Source organism: Comamonas sp. BIGb0124 (genome assembly GCF_003752175.1).
Lineage (GTDB): Bacteria > Pseudomonadota > Gammaproteobacteria > Burkholderiales > Burkholderiaceae_C > Comamonas_F.
The window spans coordinates 159,277-175,990 of record NZ_RJVF01000008.1; the positions used below are offsets into that span (position 1 = coordinate 159,277).

The window sequence follows — 16,714 nt, forward strand, 5'->3', positions numbered from 1 at the left end:
ATGGGTTTCCTTATTGACGGTTGTTGTTGCAGGATCGAATCGACGTGCATGCCATTTATATGATGGTCGTCATATTCATTGACGTAAAAAAAGCCATGCGGCTGCATGGCGGTGAACTCAATGCGGCAAGTGAGGCTTGTTGTCTTGGCCTTCGTGGTCGTACTGGTCGAGGACGGACCGGCGTGCGGCGGCGAGCACGGCCCGTCCTTCGGCGTTGTCGCCCAGGGTTCGGGCCAGTTGAAGGGCGCCGACCAAGGTGCTGACGATGGCCGCTGCGGCATGCGAGCCGGCCGAGGCCGGCAGCACCTGCTGTATCGCTTCGATCATGGTCGAGACCCGGCGAGCGGCCACCCCGCGGACATCGGGCGATTGGCGGGGCATTTCGCTGGCCAGGGCGGCAATGGGGCAGCCTTCTTCGAGGCGGGGAAGGTGAGTGTCCGAGAGGTAGGTTTCGACCCATGCCCGCAAGGGACTGTCGCCATCGGCGCGGCGGCCGGCCATGCGGCGGGCCAGTCTGGCCGAGCTGTCGCGGCCGGCCTGTTCCATGGCGGCTGCCAGCATGGCGTCGCGCGAGTCGAAGTGCGCGTAGAAGCCGCCGTGCGTGAGCCCGGCTTCTTTCATGATGTCGGCCACACCCACCCCTGCGTAACCCCCGCGCCGGATGGCACGGGCAGCGGCGGTGACGATGCGTTCACGGGTCAATTCCTTGCGGCTGGGCTGAGACATGGCGGGCGGTCATATTTATGATGACCATCATATTATCACGTTCGGGAATGGTCTGCCGACGACGGCGTGCGGCATGCCGTCGCGGGCCGTCGGTTGCCGTGGCTGGCGCTAGCGGCGAAGGCCTTGGGAGATCTGCTGCTTGATGGCGGTGAAATCCGCGTCCGCCCGCTGCCGGGGACGCGGCAAGGGCACGGGAACGATGTGCTGGATGCGTCCAGGCCGGGGCTCCATGACGGCGACCCGGTCGCCCAGAAACACCGCTTCTTCCACGTCGTGCGTGACGACGATGGCGGTGATCCGGCGTTCGCTCCAGATGCGCAGCAGCTCTTCCTGCAGGTAGACACGCGTCAGCGAGTCGAGGGCGCCGAAGGGCTCGTCCATCAACAGGATCTCGGGCCTCGATACCAGGGCGCGGGCGATGGCGGCGCGTTGGGACATGCCGCCCGACAGCTGATGCGGATAGGCCGAGGCAAACGAGGCCAGGCCGACCAGCTCCAGTTGCTCTTGGATGCGATCCTCGCGTTCGGATCGGGCCAGGGCAAACGTGTCGAGCCCGAGGCCGACGTTGTCGTGCACGTTGAGCCATGGAAAAAGCCGGTGGTCCTGGAACACCACGCCCCGGTCCAGGCCCGGTCCGGCAATGGCCGTGCCATCGAGCAGAATCTCGCCTTCGTAGCGGTCGTCCAGCCCGGCGATCAAACGCAGCAGCGTGGATTTTCCGCATCCCGAGGCGCCGACGATGCTGAGGAACTCGCCGCGCGCGAGGTTCAGGCTGATGCGTTGCAGCACCGTCAGCGTATCGCCTTCGACGGGGTAGCTCTTGCTGACATGGCGCACGGACAGCGCGGCAGGGGGTGCGAGTGCGAGATCGGACATCAGCGTGTCTTCCATGAAAGCAGACGATGGGAGGCCGCCTGCACCAGGCGGTTGATGCCGTAGCCGACGACGGCGAGCACAAAGACGCCGATCAGGACGAGGTCCATGCGAAACACATCGCGGGCTGCGGCCAGGAAGGCCCCGATGCCGCGTCCGGTGCCGATGGCGTATTCGGAGCCGACGGTGCCGATCCATGCCGTGAGCAGACCGACCTCGATGCCGATGAGCACGGAGGGCAGGGCTGCAGGCCAGACCAGCCGCCGCAGTCGCATCCAAGGGCCCAGCCTGAGGGTCGCGGTCACTTCGCGCAGGGCCAGGGGGATGTTTCTCACACCTTGTTCGGTGTTGAGGAAGATCGGAAAGAACGCCGAGATGGAGATGAACACCACCTTGGCCGCTTCGCCGTTGCCGAACCATGCAGTGAGCAGCGGGATCCAGGCGAACAGGGCGACCTGGCGCAGGGCATGCAGCGTGGGAGCCACTCCTCGTTGTGCGGGGCGGGACAGGCCGACGGCCAGACCGGTCAGGATCCCCAGCGTGGCGCCGAGCGCGAAGCCCAGCAGCAGCCGAAGCAGGCTGGCTGCGGCCGAGCCCCAGAGCTGCCGGCCCTGTTCGTCGACGAAGGGTGCGGCCAGGATCTGGTGCAGGGGGACGAACAGCGGATGCTGGACCCATCCACCGTCGACCAGAAGCGCCCAGACCAGCAGCAAGGCCAGTGGCAGCAGGGCGCCTGCCGGCGGGGACAGGCTCTGCAGGCGGCGTGGCCCTGGGTCGGATGTCGGTTCAGTCATGGCCCGGCTGCCAGCGGCCGATGCGGCGTTCGAGCTGCCGCAGTGCCACGTCCAGAGAAAAGCCGACGACACCGACGACCAGGATGCCGACGATCACGATGTCGAGCTGGAACAGGGTCCTGCCCCAGACCATCATGTAGCCGATGCCTTCGGTGGCGGCCAGCATCTCGACCACGACCAGGGCAATGAACGCATGGCTGAGCCCCAGACGGAAACCGCTGAAGACCACCGGAAAGCAGGCGGGCAGGGTCAGCCGTGTCAGCCGTGTCCAGGGGCGCAGGCGCAGTACCCGGGCCGCCTCGATGTAACTCTGCGGAATCTGGCGGATGGCCCGGGTGGCATGCAGCACCACGGGCACCAGCACGGCCTTGGCGATCACCAGGATCTTCAGTGTCTCCTCGATGCCGAAGATCAGGATCAGGATCGGGATCCATCCCAGAGTCGGTACCGAAAACAGCGCCACCAGCGTCGGCTCCACGTAGCGGCGGGCCCAGGCCGAGGTGCCGAGCCAGATACCGATCGCCAGGCCCGACACGCCGCCCAGCAGCAGACCGGATGCGATGCGCTGCAGGCTGATCCGCAAGTGCTCGAAGATCTCTCCGGACAGCAGCAGTTCGGTGAATGTGGCCAGCACACGCTGCGGCGTGGGCAGGATCTGGGGAGACACCCACTGGTTGACGGCCGAAACCTGCCAGAGCAGCAGCAGTAACGCCGGCAGTGCCAAAGCCTGGAGGACATGGCGCACCCGGGTCGGTGTCGCGGTCTGCCGTGCCGCGGCCTGGGCCGGACGGCCATGGGCGGCGGGGCGGTTCAATACCGCCATAGGGTCGAGGGAAGCCATTGAGGATCGGTCGGCGGACATGACTGCCGCGTCAGTGCGCGGCCGCTGCAGGGCGGGTGGCCCAGTAGGTCTGCAGGTTCTGGCTGCGCAGGGCCTGCTCGACGTAGCTCGGAGCGGCCCACTGTTGCAAGTCGATGTCGCTGCGGATCAGCTTCTGTTCGCGTGTGAACTCGATCGCGTCGCGGTACTGGCTGACGAGGAAGTCGTCGACACGCGGGTTGTGCACGTCCTTGAGGGGCACGCCGTCGAAGTCGTCCTTGATCGCCTCGTAGGGGACGCCCGACTTGGCCCAGATGCGGTAGGCTTCCTCGCGGTTGGATTCCTGGCTCACCCAGTAGGCGGCTTTCACCAGGGCATCTGCCACTTTCTGGGTGGCCTGCGGATACTGCTTTTCGAAGGCTTCCGTGACGGTGATGGCGCCGAATCCGGACGCCTTGGCCCCCAGCTCCTTGGACGAGTAGAACACCTTGGCCACGCCTTGGTCCCGCAGCGTCAGCAGGCTGCTGGTGCCGATGGCGGCATCGATGCTGCCTGCGGTGAGCGCGGCCAACTGGTCGCCGGTCTTGAGGTCGACGAGGGTGATGTCGCGCAGCGTCAAGCCGTTTTCCTGCAAGGCCTTGAGCAACGCCCAATGCAGGACGGTGCCCTTGGCCACGGCGACCTTCTTGCCCTTCAGGTCCTTGAACGACGTGGCCGGAAGATCCTTGCGCGCCACGGCAAAGACCGTGCTGTAGCCGTACGAGGCGATGATGCGGGTCGGCAGTCCGCCGGCCTTGCCGATGATGTTGGGCAGAGAGCCGTACTGGGCGAAGTCGAGGCGGCCATTGGCAATGGCTTCGTTGATGGCCGGGCCGGTTCCCGTGAAATACTCGAATGTCAGCTTGACGGGCGTGCCCTTGAACTCCTCTTCGATGAATCCCTTCACATGGGCGATGGCGAGGATCGCCAGGCCGTAGGGTTGCCCGAAACCCTGGCCGAATGCGCCGAAGCGGATGACTTGGGGCGGTTGCTGCGTGGCGGCGGGCTGTTGGGCCTGGGCGTTTGCGGCGGCCGCGGCGGCGAGGGCCAGCATGCCCAGCCATTTCCATGACTTCATGGTGAGATCTTTCGTGAGGGAGATGAGATCAGTGGGCACGGCGCAGCAGTTCGAAGCTGGCGTCCTGGGCGGCCGTCGAGCGGCGTCCCTTGCCCCAGCCGATGGCGCTGCGGTAGCTGCCCATCCATTGCTGGACGATGGCTTCGTGTTCTGCCGTCGCCACCGGTCCGTCGGCGACCGGTGCGACGTACAGCGCATCGGCAGGACAGTAGAGCTCGCACATGAAACAGGTCTGGCAGTCGTCCTGGCGCGCAATGACGGGGATGCCGCCCGGGACGGCGTCGAAGACGTGGGTGGGGCAGGCCTGCACACAGATGTTGCAGCCTGTGCAGCGGGTCGGACTGACGATTTCTATCATGCGGCGATTCCTTCGGGGATTGAGGGCTGCCAGGCCGGGGTGTTCCGGTCGACGGGCTGGGGGCGCACCCAGATGTCGTCCAGGCCTCCGCTGACCAGGCGGTGACGCTGGCCAGGGTCGAGCTCGGGATGGTCGCTGCGGCGTGCCATGCCGCGTGTCTCGGTCCGGCCGAGGGCGCTTCGGTACATCCAGCGCGCCGTGGCCAGCATCGCCAGCGCTTCGCGGCCTCGCACGAGCTGCTGTTTTTCCGGTGCGGCGGCCTGCCTGACTCGGTGCCACTGCGCATCCAGGCGGGCCAGCGATTCCTGCAGGCGGTCGCCGCTGCGGTTCCAGTTGCGCTCGTAAGGAAAGACTTCGGCCTGGACGGCCTGGACCAAGGCGGCCGGATCCCAGCCTGGACCGGCGCGCTCGGCCAGGCCTGCCGTACCCGCACGCCGCAGCCTGCGCTGTGCCTGGGCGCGGATCGAGCGGCTGAAATCCGCTGCGCCCGCGCCGGCCCAGAAACCCGAGGACAGTGCCCAGGCCGCGTTGTGGCTGCCGCCGCCGGTAAATGCACCGCAGATCAGCTCCCTCGTCGCGGCATCGCCTGCCGCGTACAGGCCAGGCACGGAGGTGGCGCAGTCCTCGCGGATCACATGCAGGCCGCCGGTTCCTCTGACCGTGCCTTCGAGCCGCAAGGCGACCGGGAAATGCTGGGTGAAGGGGTCGATGCCCTGCCGGTCGAACGAGACGAAAAAATTGGGTTGTGCGGTCCGCATCCAGGCCCGGATCGATGCGTCGGCCCGGTCGAGGCAGGCATAGACCGGCTCGGTCTGGAGGGTCTTGGCGATGATCCCCCTGCCGCGCGAGGAGCCCGCGCCTTCGATCGGCACGCCCTGGCGGTCGTAGAAGGTCGCCCAGTTGTAGAACAGGGATTTGGTGACCGACGAAAAGGCCGGGCCCAGGCCATAGGCGTTGGAGAACTCCATGCCCGAGAGCTCGGCGCCGGCTTCGGCGGCCATCAGGTAACCGTCGCCGGTCAGGACGTTGCAGCCCAATGCGCGGCTGAGAAAGGCGCAACCGCCGCTGGCCATGACCACGGCACCGGCGCGCACCACCCAGCGATCGAGTGTGCCGCGCTGGATGCCGGTAGCTCCGGCGACCGTACCGTGCTCGTCGACCAGCAGTTCGAGCGCGGGGCTGTGGTCGAGGATGCGTGCACCGGCCTCCTTGGCCTTCTTGCGCATCAGTCGCATGTACTCGGGACCCTGCAGCGAAGTGCGCTGCAACTGGCCTTGGTCGTTGCTGGGAAACGGATAGCCCCACTCGGTGAGCTTTTCGGTGTTGAGCCAGGTCTGTTCGAGGACGCGGTCCATCCAGGCGTGCTCGGCCAGTTCGCCGCCCATGGTGTAGCGGCTGGCCTTGGCCTTGGCGCGGGCCTCGGCATCCCGCGGCACATGCCAGAGGCCGGTGCCCGACGGTGCGGTGGCGCCGGATGTGCCGCAGAAACCCTTGTCGACCAGCGTCACCTTGGCGCCCCGCGCCACGGCCGCGATGGCGGCCCAGGTGCCGGCCGGACCGCCGCCGATCACCAGGACGTCGGTGTCGATCTGCAGGCTGCCTGCGCTGGCCTGCAGCGGGGCAAGGGAAAGGTGAGAGAGAGTCATGTGGGGGTGCTCCTGTGCTGCCCCATGCGACTGGGGCAGTCGGCATCGGGGTCACACGACGCGTGGCCCTGCGGCCTGGCGCGAGACGTGTCGACCTCGAAGTCTAGGAACACCGTACGCATCCACCAACGATGAAATACGACTTTGGTTATGACCGTGCCGGACGGCGTGCCGCGGCCGGGCAGGGCCCCCGTGTCGGGTCTTCGGGGCTTCAGGAGGAGAGCAAGGGCGGCAGCATGCCGTGCATCGCGGCCAGTGCGGCGATCACCGGCACGCCCACGTACACGTAGGCCGAGCCTTTGCGGGTGCCGTCCTGCTCGAGCTTGCGGGCCACGCTGAAGATCAGCGGCAGCAGCACCACCAGTCCGACCTCGAAGAACATGGGAATGCCGACGATGAAGGCCACCAGGGCCATGGCCCAGGGCAGGACGCGCCCCGAGGCGTTGTTCACGATGTAGTTCGAGATGCTTTCGGTGACGCCGGTGTCGGCCAGGATCTTGCCCAGCATGGCGCCCAGCGCGACCACGAGACCGACCACCCCGAGCGTCTTGCCCGCACCGTTGGTCATCGACTTGATGAGGCTCTCGACCGGCATCTGGGTGGCCAGGCCGACGCCGACCGCGACGACGAGCAAGGCCAGCAGGGGATGCATCCGGATGCGCGAGACGATGAGCGCGACCAGAATCAGGACGCTCGCAAGCGCGATGGCGAGCAGCTGAATATCTCCAGGGTTCATGGGATTCCTATGAAGTTATTGGTTTTTGGCGGAAAGGCGGCCGCTTTCGCCGCGCGTGGACATGCGCGGCCGTGGGCTGCACCGACTATAAGTCGGTCCCGATATCCCCGGGTTTTGGTCGAAGTCGGACGGCGGCGATGGTTTGAGGGGCCCGACATCTGTTGACGGCATGTCGATGGACGGAACGGTAGCAAGGCGTGGCGGCCACGGTTTCTAGAATCGAAAAGCAGCCGGACACGGGGTTTTCCGGGTCACGGCTCATCACGCTGCCGGTCGGCAGAACACATGGACACGTGGAGGGATAAGGGAATGAACAGACGTCTGAGCATGGCGATCGCGGCATTGGGCCTGCTGGGTGCAGTGGGCCAGGCCTGGGGCCAGTCCAAGGAAGTGGTCATCGGTTACCAGGACATGGTGGTGCCCTGGCGCTACGCCCAGGAAACCCAGGAAGTCGAGAAACGCACGGGCTACAAGGTGACCTACCGCAAGCTCGGCAGCGGTGCCGAGGTGGTGCGTGCGCTGGCCTCGGGTGCCATCCACATCGGCGAGGCCGGCTCGTCGCCGTTTGCGTCGGCGCTTTCGCAAGGCGTGCCGATCCAGGTGTTCTGGATTCTCGACAACATCAACGATGCCGAGGCACTGGTCGCCCGCAACGGCTCGGGCGTCAACACGCTGGCCGATCTGAAGGGGAAAAAGATCGGCCTGCCTTTTGTGTCGACCACCCATTTCCATGCCCTGGTAGCGTTGCAGGATGCCGGGGTCGACCCGAAATCGGTGCAGATCCTGAACCTGCGTCCGCCCGAGATCCTGGCGGCCTGGGCACGAGGCGATATCGACGCGACCTTTGTCTGGGATCCCGCGCTGGCCGAGGTCAAGAAGAACGGCAAGGTGATCGTGACTTCGGGGCAGATCGCGGCCAAGACCGGCAAGGCGACCTTCGACGGCCTGGCCGTGAGCCGGGATTTCGCCAAGGCCAACGATGCTTTCCTGACGCAGTTCGTGCAGGTCCTGGCCGATGTGGACAAGGCCTACACCTCGAACCGAGCGGGCTGGACCGCGGACAGCCCGCAGGTCAAGGCAGTGGCCAAGTGGAGCGGTGCCCAGCCTGCCGCGGTGCCCGACAGCCTGTCGCTGTACGCCTTTGTGCCCCCGGCCGAACAGGCCACCTCGAAGTGGCTGGGTGGCGGCAAGGATGCCGTGGTGACGAAATCGCTGGCGGCGACGGCGGCTTTCCTGAAGGAACAGGGGACGATCCAGAACGTGCTGCCCGATTACTCGGTGGGGGTGAACCCCAGCTGGGTCGAGCGTGCCAAATAAAGGGGCTGCCCTCGCGTGGGCCCAGCCGCCTGTGCAGGGTGAGGCCGAGCCGGCCCGGGAGGGCCTGGCCATCCGGGGCTTGAGCGTTCGTTATGCGGGCGCCTCGGGCAGCGAGCCGGTGCTTGCGCTCAGCGACGTCGACCTGAACATCGCCGAAGGCGAATTCGTGGTGGCGCTGGGGGCATCGGGCTGCGGCAAGACCACGCTGCTGAACTGCATCGCGGGCTTTACCCAGCCGTCGGTGGGGAGCCTGCACTTGAACGGCCGCGAGGTCTCGGGCCCGGGTGCGGAGCGCGGCGTGGTGTTCCAGAAGCATGCGCTCATGCCCTGGCTCGATGTCATCGACAACGTGGCGCTGGGGCTGCGCATGCGCGGCCTGTCGCGCAACACGCGGCTGCAGATCGCGCGCGAGCAACTGGCGCTGGTCGGTCTCGGGGATTTTGCCAACGTCCCCATCTGGCAGCTTTCGGGGGGCATGCAGCAGCGGGTGGGCATTGCGCGCGCGCTGGCGAGCGACCCTGCCGTGCTGCTGCTCGACGAGCCCCTGGGGGCGCTCGACGCGTTCACGCGCGAAGCCATCCAGGAACTGATCCTGAAGCTGTGGCAGCGAACCGGCAAGACGATTTTTTTCATCACGCACGATGTCGAGGAAGCCCTGTTCCTGGCTTCGCGGCTGATCGTGATGACACCGAGGCCTGGGCGTATCTCGCAAGAGCATCCGCTCGGGTTCAACCGGCAATACCTCGAAGGCCGGCCCACGCGTGCCGTCAAGTCCGATCCTGCTTTCATCGCCTGGCGCGAGAAAGTGCTGCGATGGGTGGCACCCGATGCCATGCGGTCCTGAATGCCGCGTGCCCGCCGGTTTGCGCGGGTGCTTTTTCTTTCCTCGTCCAACCTTTCTGACCCGTTTGAGATGACGACTCCCCGGAATGCGCCTGACGGCGTGGCGCGTGGCGCCGAAGCGAGCCCGCCCGACCCGGCACGGATCCCGGCGGTTGCCGCATTCAGGCTACCGGGGGCCGGATCGAGCCGAGGCGTCAGCGCGGCCTGCGTGGCGCTGATGGTGTTCACATGGTGGCTGGCGACCGATCGAGGCTGGGTGCCCGCGTTGTTCCTGCCGGCGCCCGAAGCCGTCTCGCGTGCTTTTCTGGAGGCATGGCGCGGCAATATTCAGGGCGGCCAGTCCTTGCTCGTGCATTTGCAGTGGAGTGCGATCCGGGTCTTCGGCGCTTTTGCGCTGGCGGTCCTGACGGCCGTGCCCGTCGGCATCGCGATGGGCGTCAGCCGGTTCGCGCGGGGGATCTTCGATCCGCCGATCGAGTTCTACCGGCCCTTGCCCCCGCTGGCCTATCTGCCGCTGGTGGTGATCTGGCTGGGCATCGACGAAGCCAGCAAGATCGTGCTGATCTACCTGGCCTGTTTTGCCCCGATCGCCCTGGCTGCCAAGGCCGGCGTGCGCAGTGCCAGCATCGAGCAGATCAACGCAGCCAGTTCGCTGGGCGCCACGCGCTGGCAGTTGATCCGGCATGTGATCGTGCCTGCCGCCTTGCCGGACATCATGGTCGGCTTGCGCATCGCCATCGGTTTTGGCTGGACCACGCTGGTGGCCGCCGAGATGGTGGCGGCCACGGTGGGCCTGGGTCAGATGGTGCTCAATGCATCCAATTTCCTGCGCACCGACGTGGTGGTGATGGGCATCCTGGTGATCGGCCTCGTGGCCTGGACTTTCGATTGGCTGATGCGGGGCATCGAAGCCCGGGTGGTGCCGTGGAAAGGACGGAGCTGACGCGGTCGGTCCGTTCCTGACGAACCCGCGTGTCCGTCAGTGCGCATGCGCCGACGGTGCACGGCCCGGCTGCGGCGTGGTCGCCATCGATTGCAACTCTCGGGCCCAATCCGCGGCGTCGGGCTTGGCGTCGTCGGGCAGCACCTGGAGCCGCAGCCAGCCCTGGGGGTCGATGACAAAACCCGTTCCGGCGAGTGCGGCGGGGTCGCGGCCGCCGGCAATGGCCATGGCCTGCCAGGCATCCGTGCCGGTGGCCTGACAATCGGCTGCACGGCCGTCGGCAGCGGCCGGCTCGCCGGGGTCGCCCAGCGTCACGATCACGACCGGATGATCCGGCACGACCGGCGGACGCCAGCCGGACACGGTCGGTGAAACGGCGAGCAGATAGACGAATCGGCCCCGCAGTTGCCGCAGATCGAGCGCCGTCTCGTCCTTGCAGGCGATGGACAACGCGGGGGGCGGTACCGCGTACGGCCAGCGCTGCGTCCGGCTGACGCTGTTGCCGGAAACCCGGGCGCGGAAGTAGTCGATGAGCTGCCAGCGCTGGCGTGCGTCGAGGCTGGCGAGGGTACCGTGGGCAAAAGGGCTGTGGCCGATGGTGTCGAAGACCCGCGTGAGCCAGTCGAACAGGTCGCCGTCGCTGCGCTGCCAGATGTTGTAGGCGTCGAGATCGGCCGGATTGTCTTGCGGGTTGGCACAGGCCTGGGTGCAATGCTGCAGCGTCAGCGCCTGGCCGCGCACGATGGACGCAGCCGTGTAGCCGGTCTCGGAGCGGTAGAAGCTGCCGGGATGGGCAGGCTGCACAAAATCCCGCCAGTTCGGCAAGGGCAGCAAATAGATCGCGACAAGCGCGACAGGAAACAGCAGGCGGGTGCGCCGCCCCACCAGGCTGGCCAGGCCCAGCACGGCGATCAGCGCGATGACGGCCGCTCGTTCGATCTCGGTGCCGATCCAGGGCTTGTCCCAGGCGTCGGGATCGGGCTGCCAGGGCAGCGGCCACTGCGGCTGCAGATGCACGGCGGGTTGCAGACTGGCCAGCGCCACGGCCAGGCCGATCACCAGCAGGCCGAGTGCCGCCTCCCAGGCGATGCTGAGACGCAGCGCGCGCGCATCGCCCCGTTGCAGGCGTGGGGTGAAGACCAGGCGATTGAGGGCCGCGACGCCCAGCAGCAGTCCAAAACCCAGTGTCTTGAGCAGCGCCAGCCAGCCGTAAGGGGTGCCCAGCCAACCCCCCAGACCGCCGATCAGGCCCTCGGCCTGCCACCAGGCCGTGAGCACCAGCGTGATCACTGCCGCCAGCCCCAGCCAGGAAAAACGCGACACGGCACGCTGGGCCGGCCCCTGGGAGGTCGATGCCGAGCTTGTGCGCAGCCAGTGCCAGAGCGGCAGCAGGCCGCCGAGCCAGGCCCCAGCCGCCAGCACATGCAGCGACACGAGCCAGACCAGCAGACGATCGTCGGCTGCCGCCGAATGGCCGAGCAGGGACTGCAGCGCGACGGCTCCGCCCGCCAGAAGGTTGGCCGACCACAGGGCCGGCAACGGCGAACCGGGTGCCGGCGAGGGTCTGCGTGCCGGTCCGAGGCACCGGACGGCCAGGCCGGCCGCCACCACCAGCAGCACCGTGCGCAAGATCACGGCCTGCCCGAACTGTGTATGCGCGGCGACCAGCCACACGGCATCGAGGCTGAGCGCTTCGGTCATCGACACCGCTTGCGCAGGCAGCCAGACGGCGAGTGCAATGAGCTTCAGGGCCAGCGCGAAACGGAGCAGCCGGACGGTCCAGGCGCGCTGAACGTCCCCGTCGGGGGTGCCCAGATCCCGTGCGACGAGCAGCGTGAACAGCAGGGCGCCGAAGATCTGCAGCGTGGCGGCGAGGTCCAGGCCGCGTCCCAGCCGCAATGCCAGCTCGAGCGAGCCGGGAAGGTCCCAGGTCATCTGCGGTCAGGCGTCCCGGGCCAATCGACGGGAACCGTGCAGACCCTGCACGGGGTGACAGGACATCGTCATCAAGGCTTGACGGTGAAGTTGTACTGTCCCTTGGTGCGGTGCGTGTCGACGGCCGTGATGGCCCACTCCACCCGGTAGGTGCCGGCCGGAAGGGCCGGGTTCAAGCCGATGCTCAGGATGCGGGAGTCGGCAGGGGACACGACGGGCTTGCCGTCGTCGACGCGTTGGCCGATGGCATTGCGCACGCTCACCGAGGCCAGCTTGGGTTCCAGACGCTCCGTGAAGTGAATCTGGACGCGCTGGGGGGACTGGCTCACCGTGCTGTCGACCGCCGGTTGCGCCGACTCCAGTTGGCCATGAGCCCAGGCGGGGGCGGCGGCCAGAACACAGGCGGCGGCCGCCAGTACAACCCGGCCCTGCCTGCGCAGCAGGTTTGCCAGGGACGTCGCCCGAAAGGCTGCAGATCCACTCACCATTCGATATCTCCTTTTTGACCCACGAGCACCTTGTCCCGAATCTTGAACAGGATTGTGGTCAGCAATGAAAAAAGCAGGGCCATCACGAACAGGCCGGCAATGAGGTGGCCATACGCCCCCCAGCTCTGCGACCAGTCGAGAAAATAGCCGAGCCCGGACTTTACACCGACCATCTCGGCGGCCACCAAAACCGTCAGTGCGCTGCCCAGTCCCATGAACAGCCCGACGAACACATGCGGCAGCGATGCCGGTACGGCGATGCGCAGCAGCAGGAAGAGCGTGGAAGCGCCCTGGGTGCGGGCGACGTCGTAGTACTCGGACTTGACGCTTTCGACGCCCGACCAGGTCAGCACGGCCACCGAGAACCAGGTCGCCAGGGCCACCAGGAACACGCCGGCCGTGAAGCTGCTGGGAAACAGGAAGAGCGCGATGGGAATGATGGCGGTGGCAGGCACCGGTCCGATGAAGCGCAGCACGGGCCGTGTCCAGTAGCCGACCTTGCGCGACCAGCCGGTGGTCAATCCGGTGAGAAAACCCACCGACACGCCGACCGAGACACCCGTCGCCAGCAGGATCAGCGACGAGCGGATGCTGTCGAGCAGACGTCCATGCTCCTTGAAGTACACCTCGACGATGCCCTGCGGGCCCGGCAGATAGGCTTGCCGCCAGTAGCCGGTCTTGCTCGAGGCGATCTGCCACACCGTCAGCAGGATGGCCAGGACCGCAAGACGCGGGGCATTGCGGTAGAACCAGCGGCCCGCCGCGCCCAGGCGCCCGTACAGCGGCGCGACGGCCAGCAGCAGCAGGCCGAGCGCCACCTGAACGGCGGCCAGGTCGTCGGTGAGGCGGTGGCCGGCCGCGTCCGGGATGTCGGGCCAGATGTAGGTGACGCCACCGGCCGCCAGCCAGGCCAGCGCCGCGAATGCAAAACGCAGCAGCCGGCGAGCGGTGACTGGGTCGTGTGCCGGCGCGGTGCGGCCTGCCGTTCGCGCGTCCGCTGCGGGGTTCGTCAGGGCTCGAGTCGTCATGGGGTGCGCTTTCGAGCGTGGGCCATGGGGGTGTGGGCGCTGTGCATCAGCTGCTCAGCACGTCGACGGACACCTTGCGGGCCAGCGCCTTCACGTCGGTCCGGCGGCGCAGAATGCCCACCTCCTGAAGATCCGCGCCATAGGCCGAGAGGTGCTGGATCAGGCGGTCGTTGGCCGGATAGTGCACGTCGTGCGTGTGCGAGCGGATGATCTCGGCCAGGATCGGTCGTTCGATGGGCGAGTACTGCGTGAAGATCTCGGCCGACTCGTCGGGGTTCTGGCTGATCCACTGGGCCGATTCGAGGAGCGCCCGGGTGAACGCGGCCGCGTCGCCGCGCCGGTTGACCACGAAGTCCTCGCGCACGCCGATCGCGCAGCAGGCCAGATCCTTGTGGGTGCCGAGGTGCAGTCCGCCGATCTCGGTGAACTCCTTGCGGTGACTGCGCAGCGTCACGTAGATGGCCGGATCGGCGCCCGAGACCGCATCGACTTCGCCCTTGGAAAGCGCTTCGCCCAGCAGGTCGTTGGGGAACACCTTCCACTCGACTTCGGTCTGCGGATTGATGCCGATCTTCTGCAGCTCGACGCTCAGGTATTGTTTGGCCGGGTTGTCGATGCTGGGCACGCCGATCGACTTGCCCTTGAGCGCCTTGTAGTCGATTTCCTTGGAGCCGGTCTTGGCCAGCACCCGGATGCATCCCCCGTGTACCGTGCCCGTGAACCTGACGTTGACGCCCTGTTCGAGCGGCTTGAGATACTGCAGGATGAAGTTGACATAGGTGTCGACCTTGCCGGCCGCCACGGCTTCCACGCCCTGGGCGAAGTTCGAACCGAAATTGACGAATTCGACGTTGGCCCCGTGCTTCTTGAAAAAACCCTTGGCCTGCGCCACCGGCTGCGAGATCAGGCAGATGCCCGATCCGTTCCAGCCGGCCTTGATGACCTCTCCGGTGGGCTGGCTGGCAGCCGCACGCGACAGGCCGGGCAGGCCGACGCCGATGAGGGGTGCGCCGACGGCCAGCGCAGCGGTGCCGCGCAGCAGCTTGCGGCGCGAGAAATCAAAGGACGATCGGAGGATTTGAGACATGACACACCTTTAAGGAAATGAGGCGCTCGCTGCGGCGAGGCCATGCGGTTTTGCTTGCAACGCCCGTTCGCGCCTACCAACTGGCATCCAGCCCCAGCAGCGACAGGCTCTGATGCCGGAGCTCGGCCAGTCGCGGATCGCCGCGATGGCGGGGGTAGGGCAGGTCGACCTTGAAGTCGGCCTTGATCCTGGCGGGACGTTCGCTGAACACGATCACGCGGGTCGCCATGAACAGGGCTTCCTCGACGTCGTGCGTGACCAGCACGGCCGTGAAACCCTGGTTGCGCCACAGCGAGACGATCTCCGACTGCATGGTGAGTCGGGTCAGCGAGTCGAGCTTGCCCAAGGGTTCGTCGAGGATCAGGACGGCGGGGTCGTTGACCAGTGCACGGGCCAGCGAGACCCGTTGCGCCATGCCGCCCGACAACTGGTGCGGGAAGGCCTTGCTGAACTGCGACAGCCCGACCCGATCGATCGTCTGGTCGACCCGCTGCCGCTGTTGTTTGAGCGTGCCTTGCGCCTCGGGGCCCAGGGCGACATTGCGCCACACCGTGCGCCAGGGAAACAGCGTCGGATCCTGGAACACCACGACACGCGACGGATGCGGGCCGGTGATGGGCTGCCCGTTCTCCTGCAGCGCGCCTTCGCTCGGCGGCTCCAGTCCCGCGATCAGCCGCAGCAGCGTGGATTTGCCGCAACCCGACGGGCCGAGCAGGGCCACGAACTCGCCCGGTTCGATATGCAGATCGACCTGATCGAGCACCGGCAGGGTGCTGCCGTCGAGATCGAAGGCATGACTGACCTGCTGGATGTCCAGCGACGCGCCGGCCCGCTGGGGGCTGGCTCCCGGATGGCCCGACCGGGACGCCGGACCTGTCGCCGAGGAGCCGGGAGAGGGCTCGAAACTGCCCTGTGCCGTGTCGATGCGCTGTGCGAGACCTACCATTTGACCAACCCTTTCTGCCAGGACAGCCAACGGCCCCGGATCTTGAACAACACCGTGATCGAGCCCGAGCACACCAGCGCCAGCACCACGATCGTGGTCCAGACATTGGCGTAGGACGCCCAGCCCTGGGACCACTGGATATAGAAACCCAGGCCGGCCTTGACGCCGATCAGCTCGGCGACCATCAGGGCCGAGAAAGCCGAGCCCAAGGCCATGAACAACCCGACGAAGACGTTCGGCAGCGCGGCGGGGATGGCGACCTGGGTGATCAGGCCGCGGCTGCCCATGCCCTGGGTCCGTGCGACGTCGTAATAGGCCTTGTCGACATTCGCCACGCCGGACCACGTCAGGATGGCGACAGGGAATGCGGCGGCCAGTGCAATGATGAAAATACTGGCGCTCCAACTGGTCGGAAAAGCCAGGAAGACAATCGGCAGCAGCGAGGTTGCAGGAAGCGGACCGATGAAACGCAGCACCGGATGGATCCAGTAGGCAATGTGAGTCGACCAGCCCACGGCCACACCCAGAATGAAACCCGCCGCGGCACCCAAGGCAAAACCCACGGCGACCAGCCGAAGTGACGCCAGCAAATGGCCGAGCAGCTCGGCGTACTCCCAGATCAATACCTCCAGCAAAGCCTGCGGCGGCGGAAAGAAAGGTTGCGGCAACCAGCCCCATTTGGCCGCGGCCAATTCCCATGCCGTCAGGAAAAGCCCCGCCACGACCAGCCAGGGCGCCCGCTCGGACAGCGCTTTGCCGGCCTTGGGAAGCCACGGGGAAAGGACGGCCACCAGCAGCGCACCCAGCGCAACGGCGGCCGTGGCGAAGGCATACGTGGCAGTTTCGCTCCAGTCGCCGATGTCCTCGAGACCGGCCGCACTGGCCGATGCCAAAGCCCAGGCCAAGGCAGTGGCCAGGCCGGGGAGAATCTCCGGCCGGCGCCGGCTCGGCGCCGATGAGGGGAATACAAGTGTTGAGGCCATGGAATCGGGCGGCACCCTGTACCGGCCTTGAAATCGACCGGACAAGGGCTGTTGCCAAAAGTTGTGAAATGCAT

The 16,714-nt window shown here is 66.8% G+C and carries 16 protein-coding genes and 1 pseudogene; 3 read left to right on the forward strand and 14 right to left on the reverse strand.

The window, feature by feature from the left end; all coding sequences use genetic code 11:
* Positions 1 to 117: 117 nt before the first annotated feature.
* The 8 genes and pseudogenes from EC845_RS01975 to EC845_RS02010 form a co-directional block, all read right to left on the reverse strand.
* Positions 118 to 726, reverse strand: coding sequence for a TetR/AcrR family transcriptional regulator (locus tag EC845_RS01975; protein ID WP_123295542.1), 609 nt, complete (start codon positions 724 to 726; stop codon positions 118 to 120).
* A gap of 108 nt (positions 727 to 834) precedes the next feature.
* The gene (locus EC845_RS01980) at positions 835 to 1,602 is read right to left on the reverse strand and encodes an ABC transporter ATP-binding protein (RefSeq protein ID WP_123295543.1); all 768 of its coding nucleotides are present in this window, start codon (positions 1,600 to 1,602) and stop codon (positions 835 to 837) included.
* Complete coding sequence (locus tag EC845_RS01985) at positions 1,602 to 2,393, reverse strand: ABC transporter permease (RefSeq protein WP_123295544.1); 792 nt, start codon at positions 2,391 to 2,393, stop codon at positions 1,602 to 1,604. Before EC845_RS01985 ends, EC845_RS01980 begins: the two co-directional genes overlap by 1 nt.
* Entirely contained in the window at positions 2,386 to 3,216 is an 831-nt protein-coding gene (locus tag EC845_RS01990; RefSeq protein ID WP_158615584.1) for an ABC transporter permease, read from the reverse strand. The genes EC845_RS01985 and EC845_RS01990 overlap by 8 nt, the downstream gene beginning before the upstream one ends.
* Positions 3,217 to 3,265: 49 nt before the next feature.
* Positions 3,266 to 4,330 (reverse strand): ABC transporter substrate-binding protein, encoded by a 1,065-nt coding sequence (locus EC845_RS01995; RefSeq protein WP_199739701.1) that lies wholly within the window; start codon positions 4,328 to 4,330, stop codon positions 3,266 to 3,268.
* Positions 4,331 to 4,358: 28 nt separating this feature from the next.
* On the reverse strand, positions 4,359 to 4,688 hold the full coding sequence (locus tag EC845_RS02000; protein ID WP_123295546.1) for a ferredoxin family protein: 330 nt from the start codon (positions 4,686 to 4,688) through the stop codon (positions 4,359 to 4,361).
* Complete coding sequence (locus EC845_RS02005) at positions 4,685 to 6,334, reverse strand: FAD-dependent oxidoreductase (protein WP_123295547.1); 1,650 nt, start codon at positions 6,332 to 6,334, stop codon at positions 4,685 to 4,687. Before EC845_RS02005 ends, EC845_RS02000 begins: the two co-directional genes overlap by 4 nt.
* A 226-nt stretch (positions 6,335 to 6,560) precedes the next feature.
* Positions 6,561 to 7,070 (reverse strand): annotated as a pseudogene (locus EC845_RS02010) (GntP family permease); the annotation flags it as partial.
* 309 nt (positions 7,071 to 7,379) lie between these two features.
* Here EC845_RS02010 and tauA point away from each other — a divergent pair.
* The 3 genes from tauA to EC845_RS02025 all read left to right on the forward strand — a co-directional run bounded on the left by tauA (position 7,380) and on the right by EC845_RS02025 (position 10,173).
* A complete protein-coding gene (gene tauA, locus EC845_RS02015) occupies positions 7,380 to 8,387 on the forward strand; it encodes a taurine ABC transporter substrate-binding protein (RefSeq protein WP_123295549.1) in 1,008 nt (335 codons plus the stop codon).
* Positions 8,388 to 8,466: 79 nt separating this feature from the next.
* Positions 8,467 to 9,231 (forward strand): taurine ABC transporter ATP-binding protein, encoded by a 765-nt coding sequence (locus EC845_RS02020; protein WP_233597904.1) that lies wholly within the window; start codon positions 8,467 to 8,469, stop codon positions 9,229 to 9,231.
* 69 nt (positions 9,232 to 9,300) lie between these two features.
* The gene (locus tag EC845_RS02025; protein ID WP_123295550.1) at positions 9,301 to 10,173 is read left to right on the forward strand and encodes an ABC transporter permease subunit; all 873 of its coding nucleotides are present in this window, start codon (positions 9,301 to 9,303) and stop codon (positions 10,171 to 10,173) included.
* Positions 10,174 to 10,209: 36 nt separating this feature from the next.
* Here EC845_RS02025 and EC845_RS02030 read toward each other — a convergent pair whose 3' ends face one another.
* The 6 genes from EC845_RS02030 to EC845_RS02055 all read right to left on the reverse strand — a co-directional run bounded on the left by EC845_RS02030 (position 10,210) and on the right by EC845_RS02055 (position 16,562).
* The gene (locus EC845_RS02030; protein WP_123295551.1) at positions 10,210 to 12,108 is read right to left on the reverse strand and encodes a CopD family protein; all 1,899 of its coding nucleotides are present in this window, start codon (positions 12,106 to 12,108) and stop codon (positions 10,210 to 10,212) included.
* A gap of 71 nt (positions 12,109 to 12,179) precedes the next feature.
* A complete protein-coding gene (gene copC / locus EC845_RS02035; protein WP_123295552.1) occupies positions 12,180 to 12,596 on the reverse strand; it encodes a copper homeostasis periplasmic binding protein CopC in 417 nt (138 codons plus the stop codon).
* Positions 12,590 to 13,624 (reverse strand): ABC transporter permease, encoded by a 1,035-nt coding sequence (locus EC845_RS02040; RefSeq protein ID WP_123295553.1) that lies wholly within the window; start codon positions 13,622 to 13,624, stop codon positions 12,590 to 12,592. Before EC845_RS02040 ends, copC begins: the two co-directional genes overlap by 7 nt.
* 46 nt (positions 13,625 to 13,670) lie before the next feature.
* On the reverse strand, positions 13,671 to 14,711 hold the full coding sequence (locus EC845_RS02045; protein ID WP_123295554.1) for an ABC transporter substrate-binding protein: 1,041 nt from the start codon (positions 14,709 to 14,711) through the stop codon (positions 13,671 to 13,673).
* A 73-nt stretch (positions 14,712 to 14,784) separates the two neighbouring features.
* A complete protein-coding gene (locus EC845_RS02050; protein WP_123295555.1) occupies positions 14,785 to 15,657 on the reverse strand; it encodes an ABC transporter ATP-binding protein in 873 nt (290 codons plus the stop codon).
* Positions 15,651 to 16,562, reverse strand: a complete 912-nt coding sequence (locus EC845_RS02055) for an ABC transporter permease (protein WP_233597905.1) — start codon at positions 16,560 to 16,562, stop codon at positions 15,651 to 15,653. The genes EC845_RS02050 and EC845_RS02055 overlap by 7 nt, the downstream gene beginning before the upstream one ends.
* Positions 16,563 to 16,714: the final 152 nt, after the last annotated feature.

Excerpts from the sequence above, each read along its gene's own strand:
- EC845_RS02000 (WP_123295546.1), bottom strand. The coding sequence starts at position 4,688 with ATGATAGAAATCGTCAGTCCGACCCGCTGCACAGGCTGCAACATCTGT.
- EC845_RS02045 (WP_123295554.1), bottom strand. The coding sequence starts at position 14,711 with ATGTCTCAAATCCTCCGATCGTCCTTTGATTTCTCGCGCCGCAAGCTG.
- EC845_RS01980 (WP_123295543.1), bottom strand. The coding sequence starts at position 1,602 with ATGTCCGATCTCGCACTCGCACCCCCTGCCGCGCTGTCCGTGCGCCAT.
- EC845_RS01975 (WP_123295542.1), bottom strand. The coding sequence starts at position 726 with ATGTCTCAGCCCAGCCGCAAGGAATTGACCCGTGAACGCATCGTCACC.
- EC845_RS02005 (WP_123295547.1), bottom strand. The coding sequence starts at position 6,334 with ATGACTCTCTCTCACCTTTCCCTTGCCCCGCTGCAGGCCAGCGCAGGC.
- EC845_RS02040 (WP_123295553.1), bottom strand. The coding sequence starts at position 13,624 with ATGACGACTCGAGCCCTGACGAACCCCGCAGCGGACGCGCGAACGGCA.
- EC845_RS02050 (WP_123295555.1), bottom strand. The coding sequence starts at position 15,657 with ATGGTAGGTCTCGCACAGCGCATCGACACGGCACAGGGCAGTTTCGAG.
- EC845_RS01990 (WP_158615584.1), bottom strand. The coding sequence starts at position 3,216 with ATGGCGGTATTGAACCGCCCCGCCGCCCATGGCCGTCCGGCCCAGGCC.
- EC845_RS01985 (WP_123295544.1), bottom strand. The coding sequence starts at position 2,393 with ATGACTGAACCGACATCCGACCCAGGGCCACGCCGCCTGCAGAGCCTG.
- EC845_RS02030 (WP_123295551.1), bottom strand. The coding sequence starts at position 12,108 with ATGACCTGGGACCTTCCCGGCTCGCTCGAGCTGGCATTGCGGCTGGGA.
- EC845_RS02025 (WP_123295550.1), top strand. The coding sequence starts at position 9,301 with ATGACGACTCCCCGGAATGCGCCTGACGGCGTGGCGCGTGGCGCCGAA.
- EC845_RS01995 (WP_199739701.1), bottom strand. The coding sequence starts at position 4,330 with ATGAAGTCATGGAAATGGCTGGGCATGCTGGCCCTCGCCGCCGCGGCC.
- tauA (WP_123295549.1), top strand. The coding sequence starts at position 7,380 with ATGAACAGACGTCTGAGCATGGCGATCGCGGCATTGGGCCTGCTGGGT.
- copC (WP_123295552.1), bottom strand. The coding sequence starts at position 12,596 with ATGGTGAGTGGATCTGCAGCCTTTCGGGCGACGTCCCTGGCAAACCTG.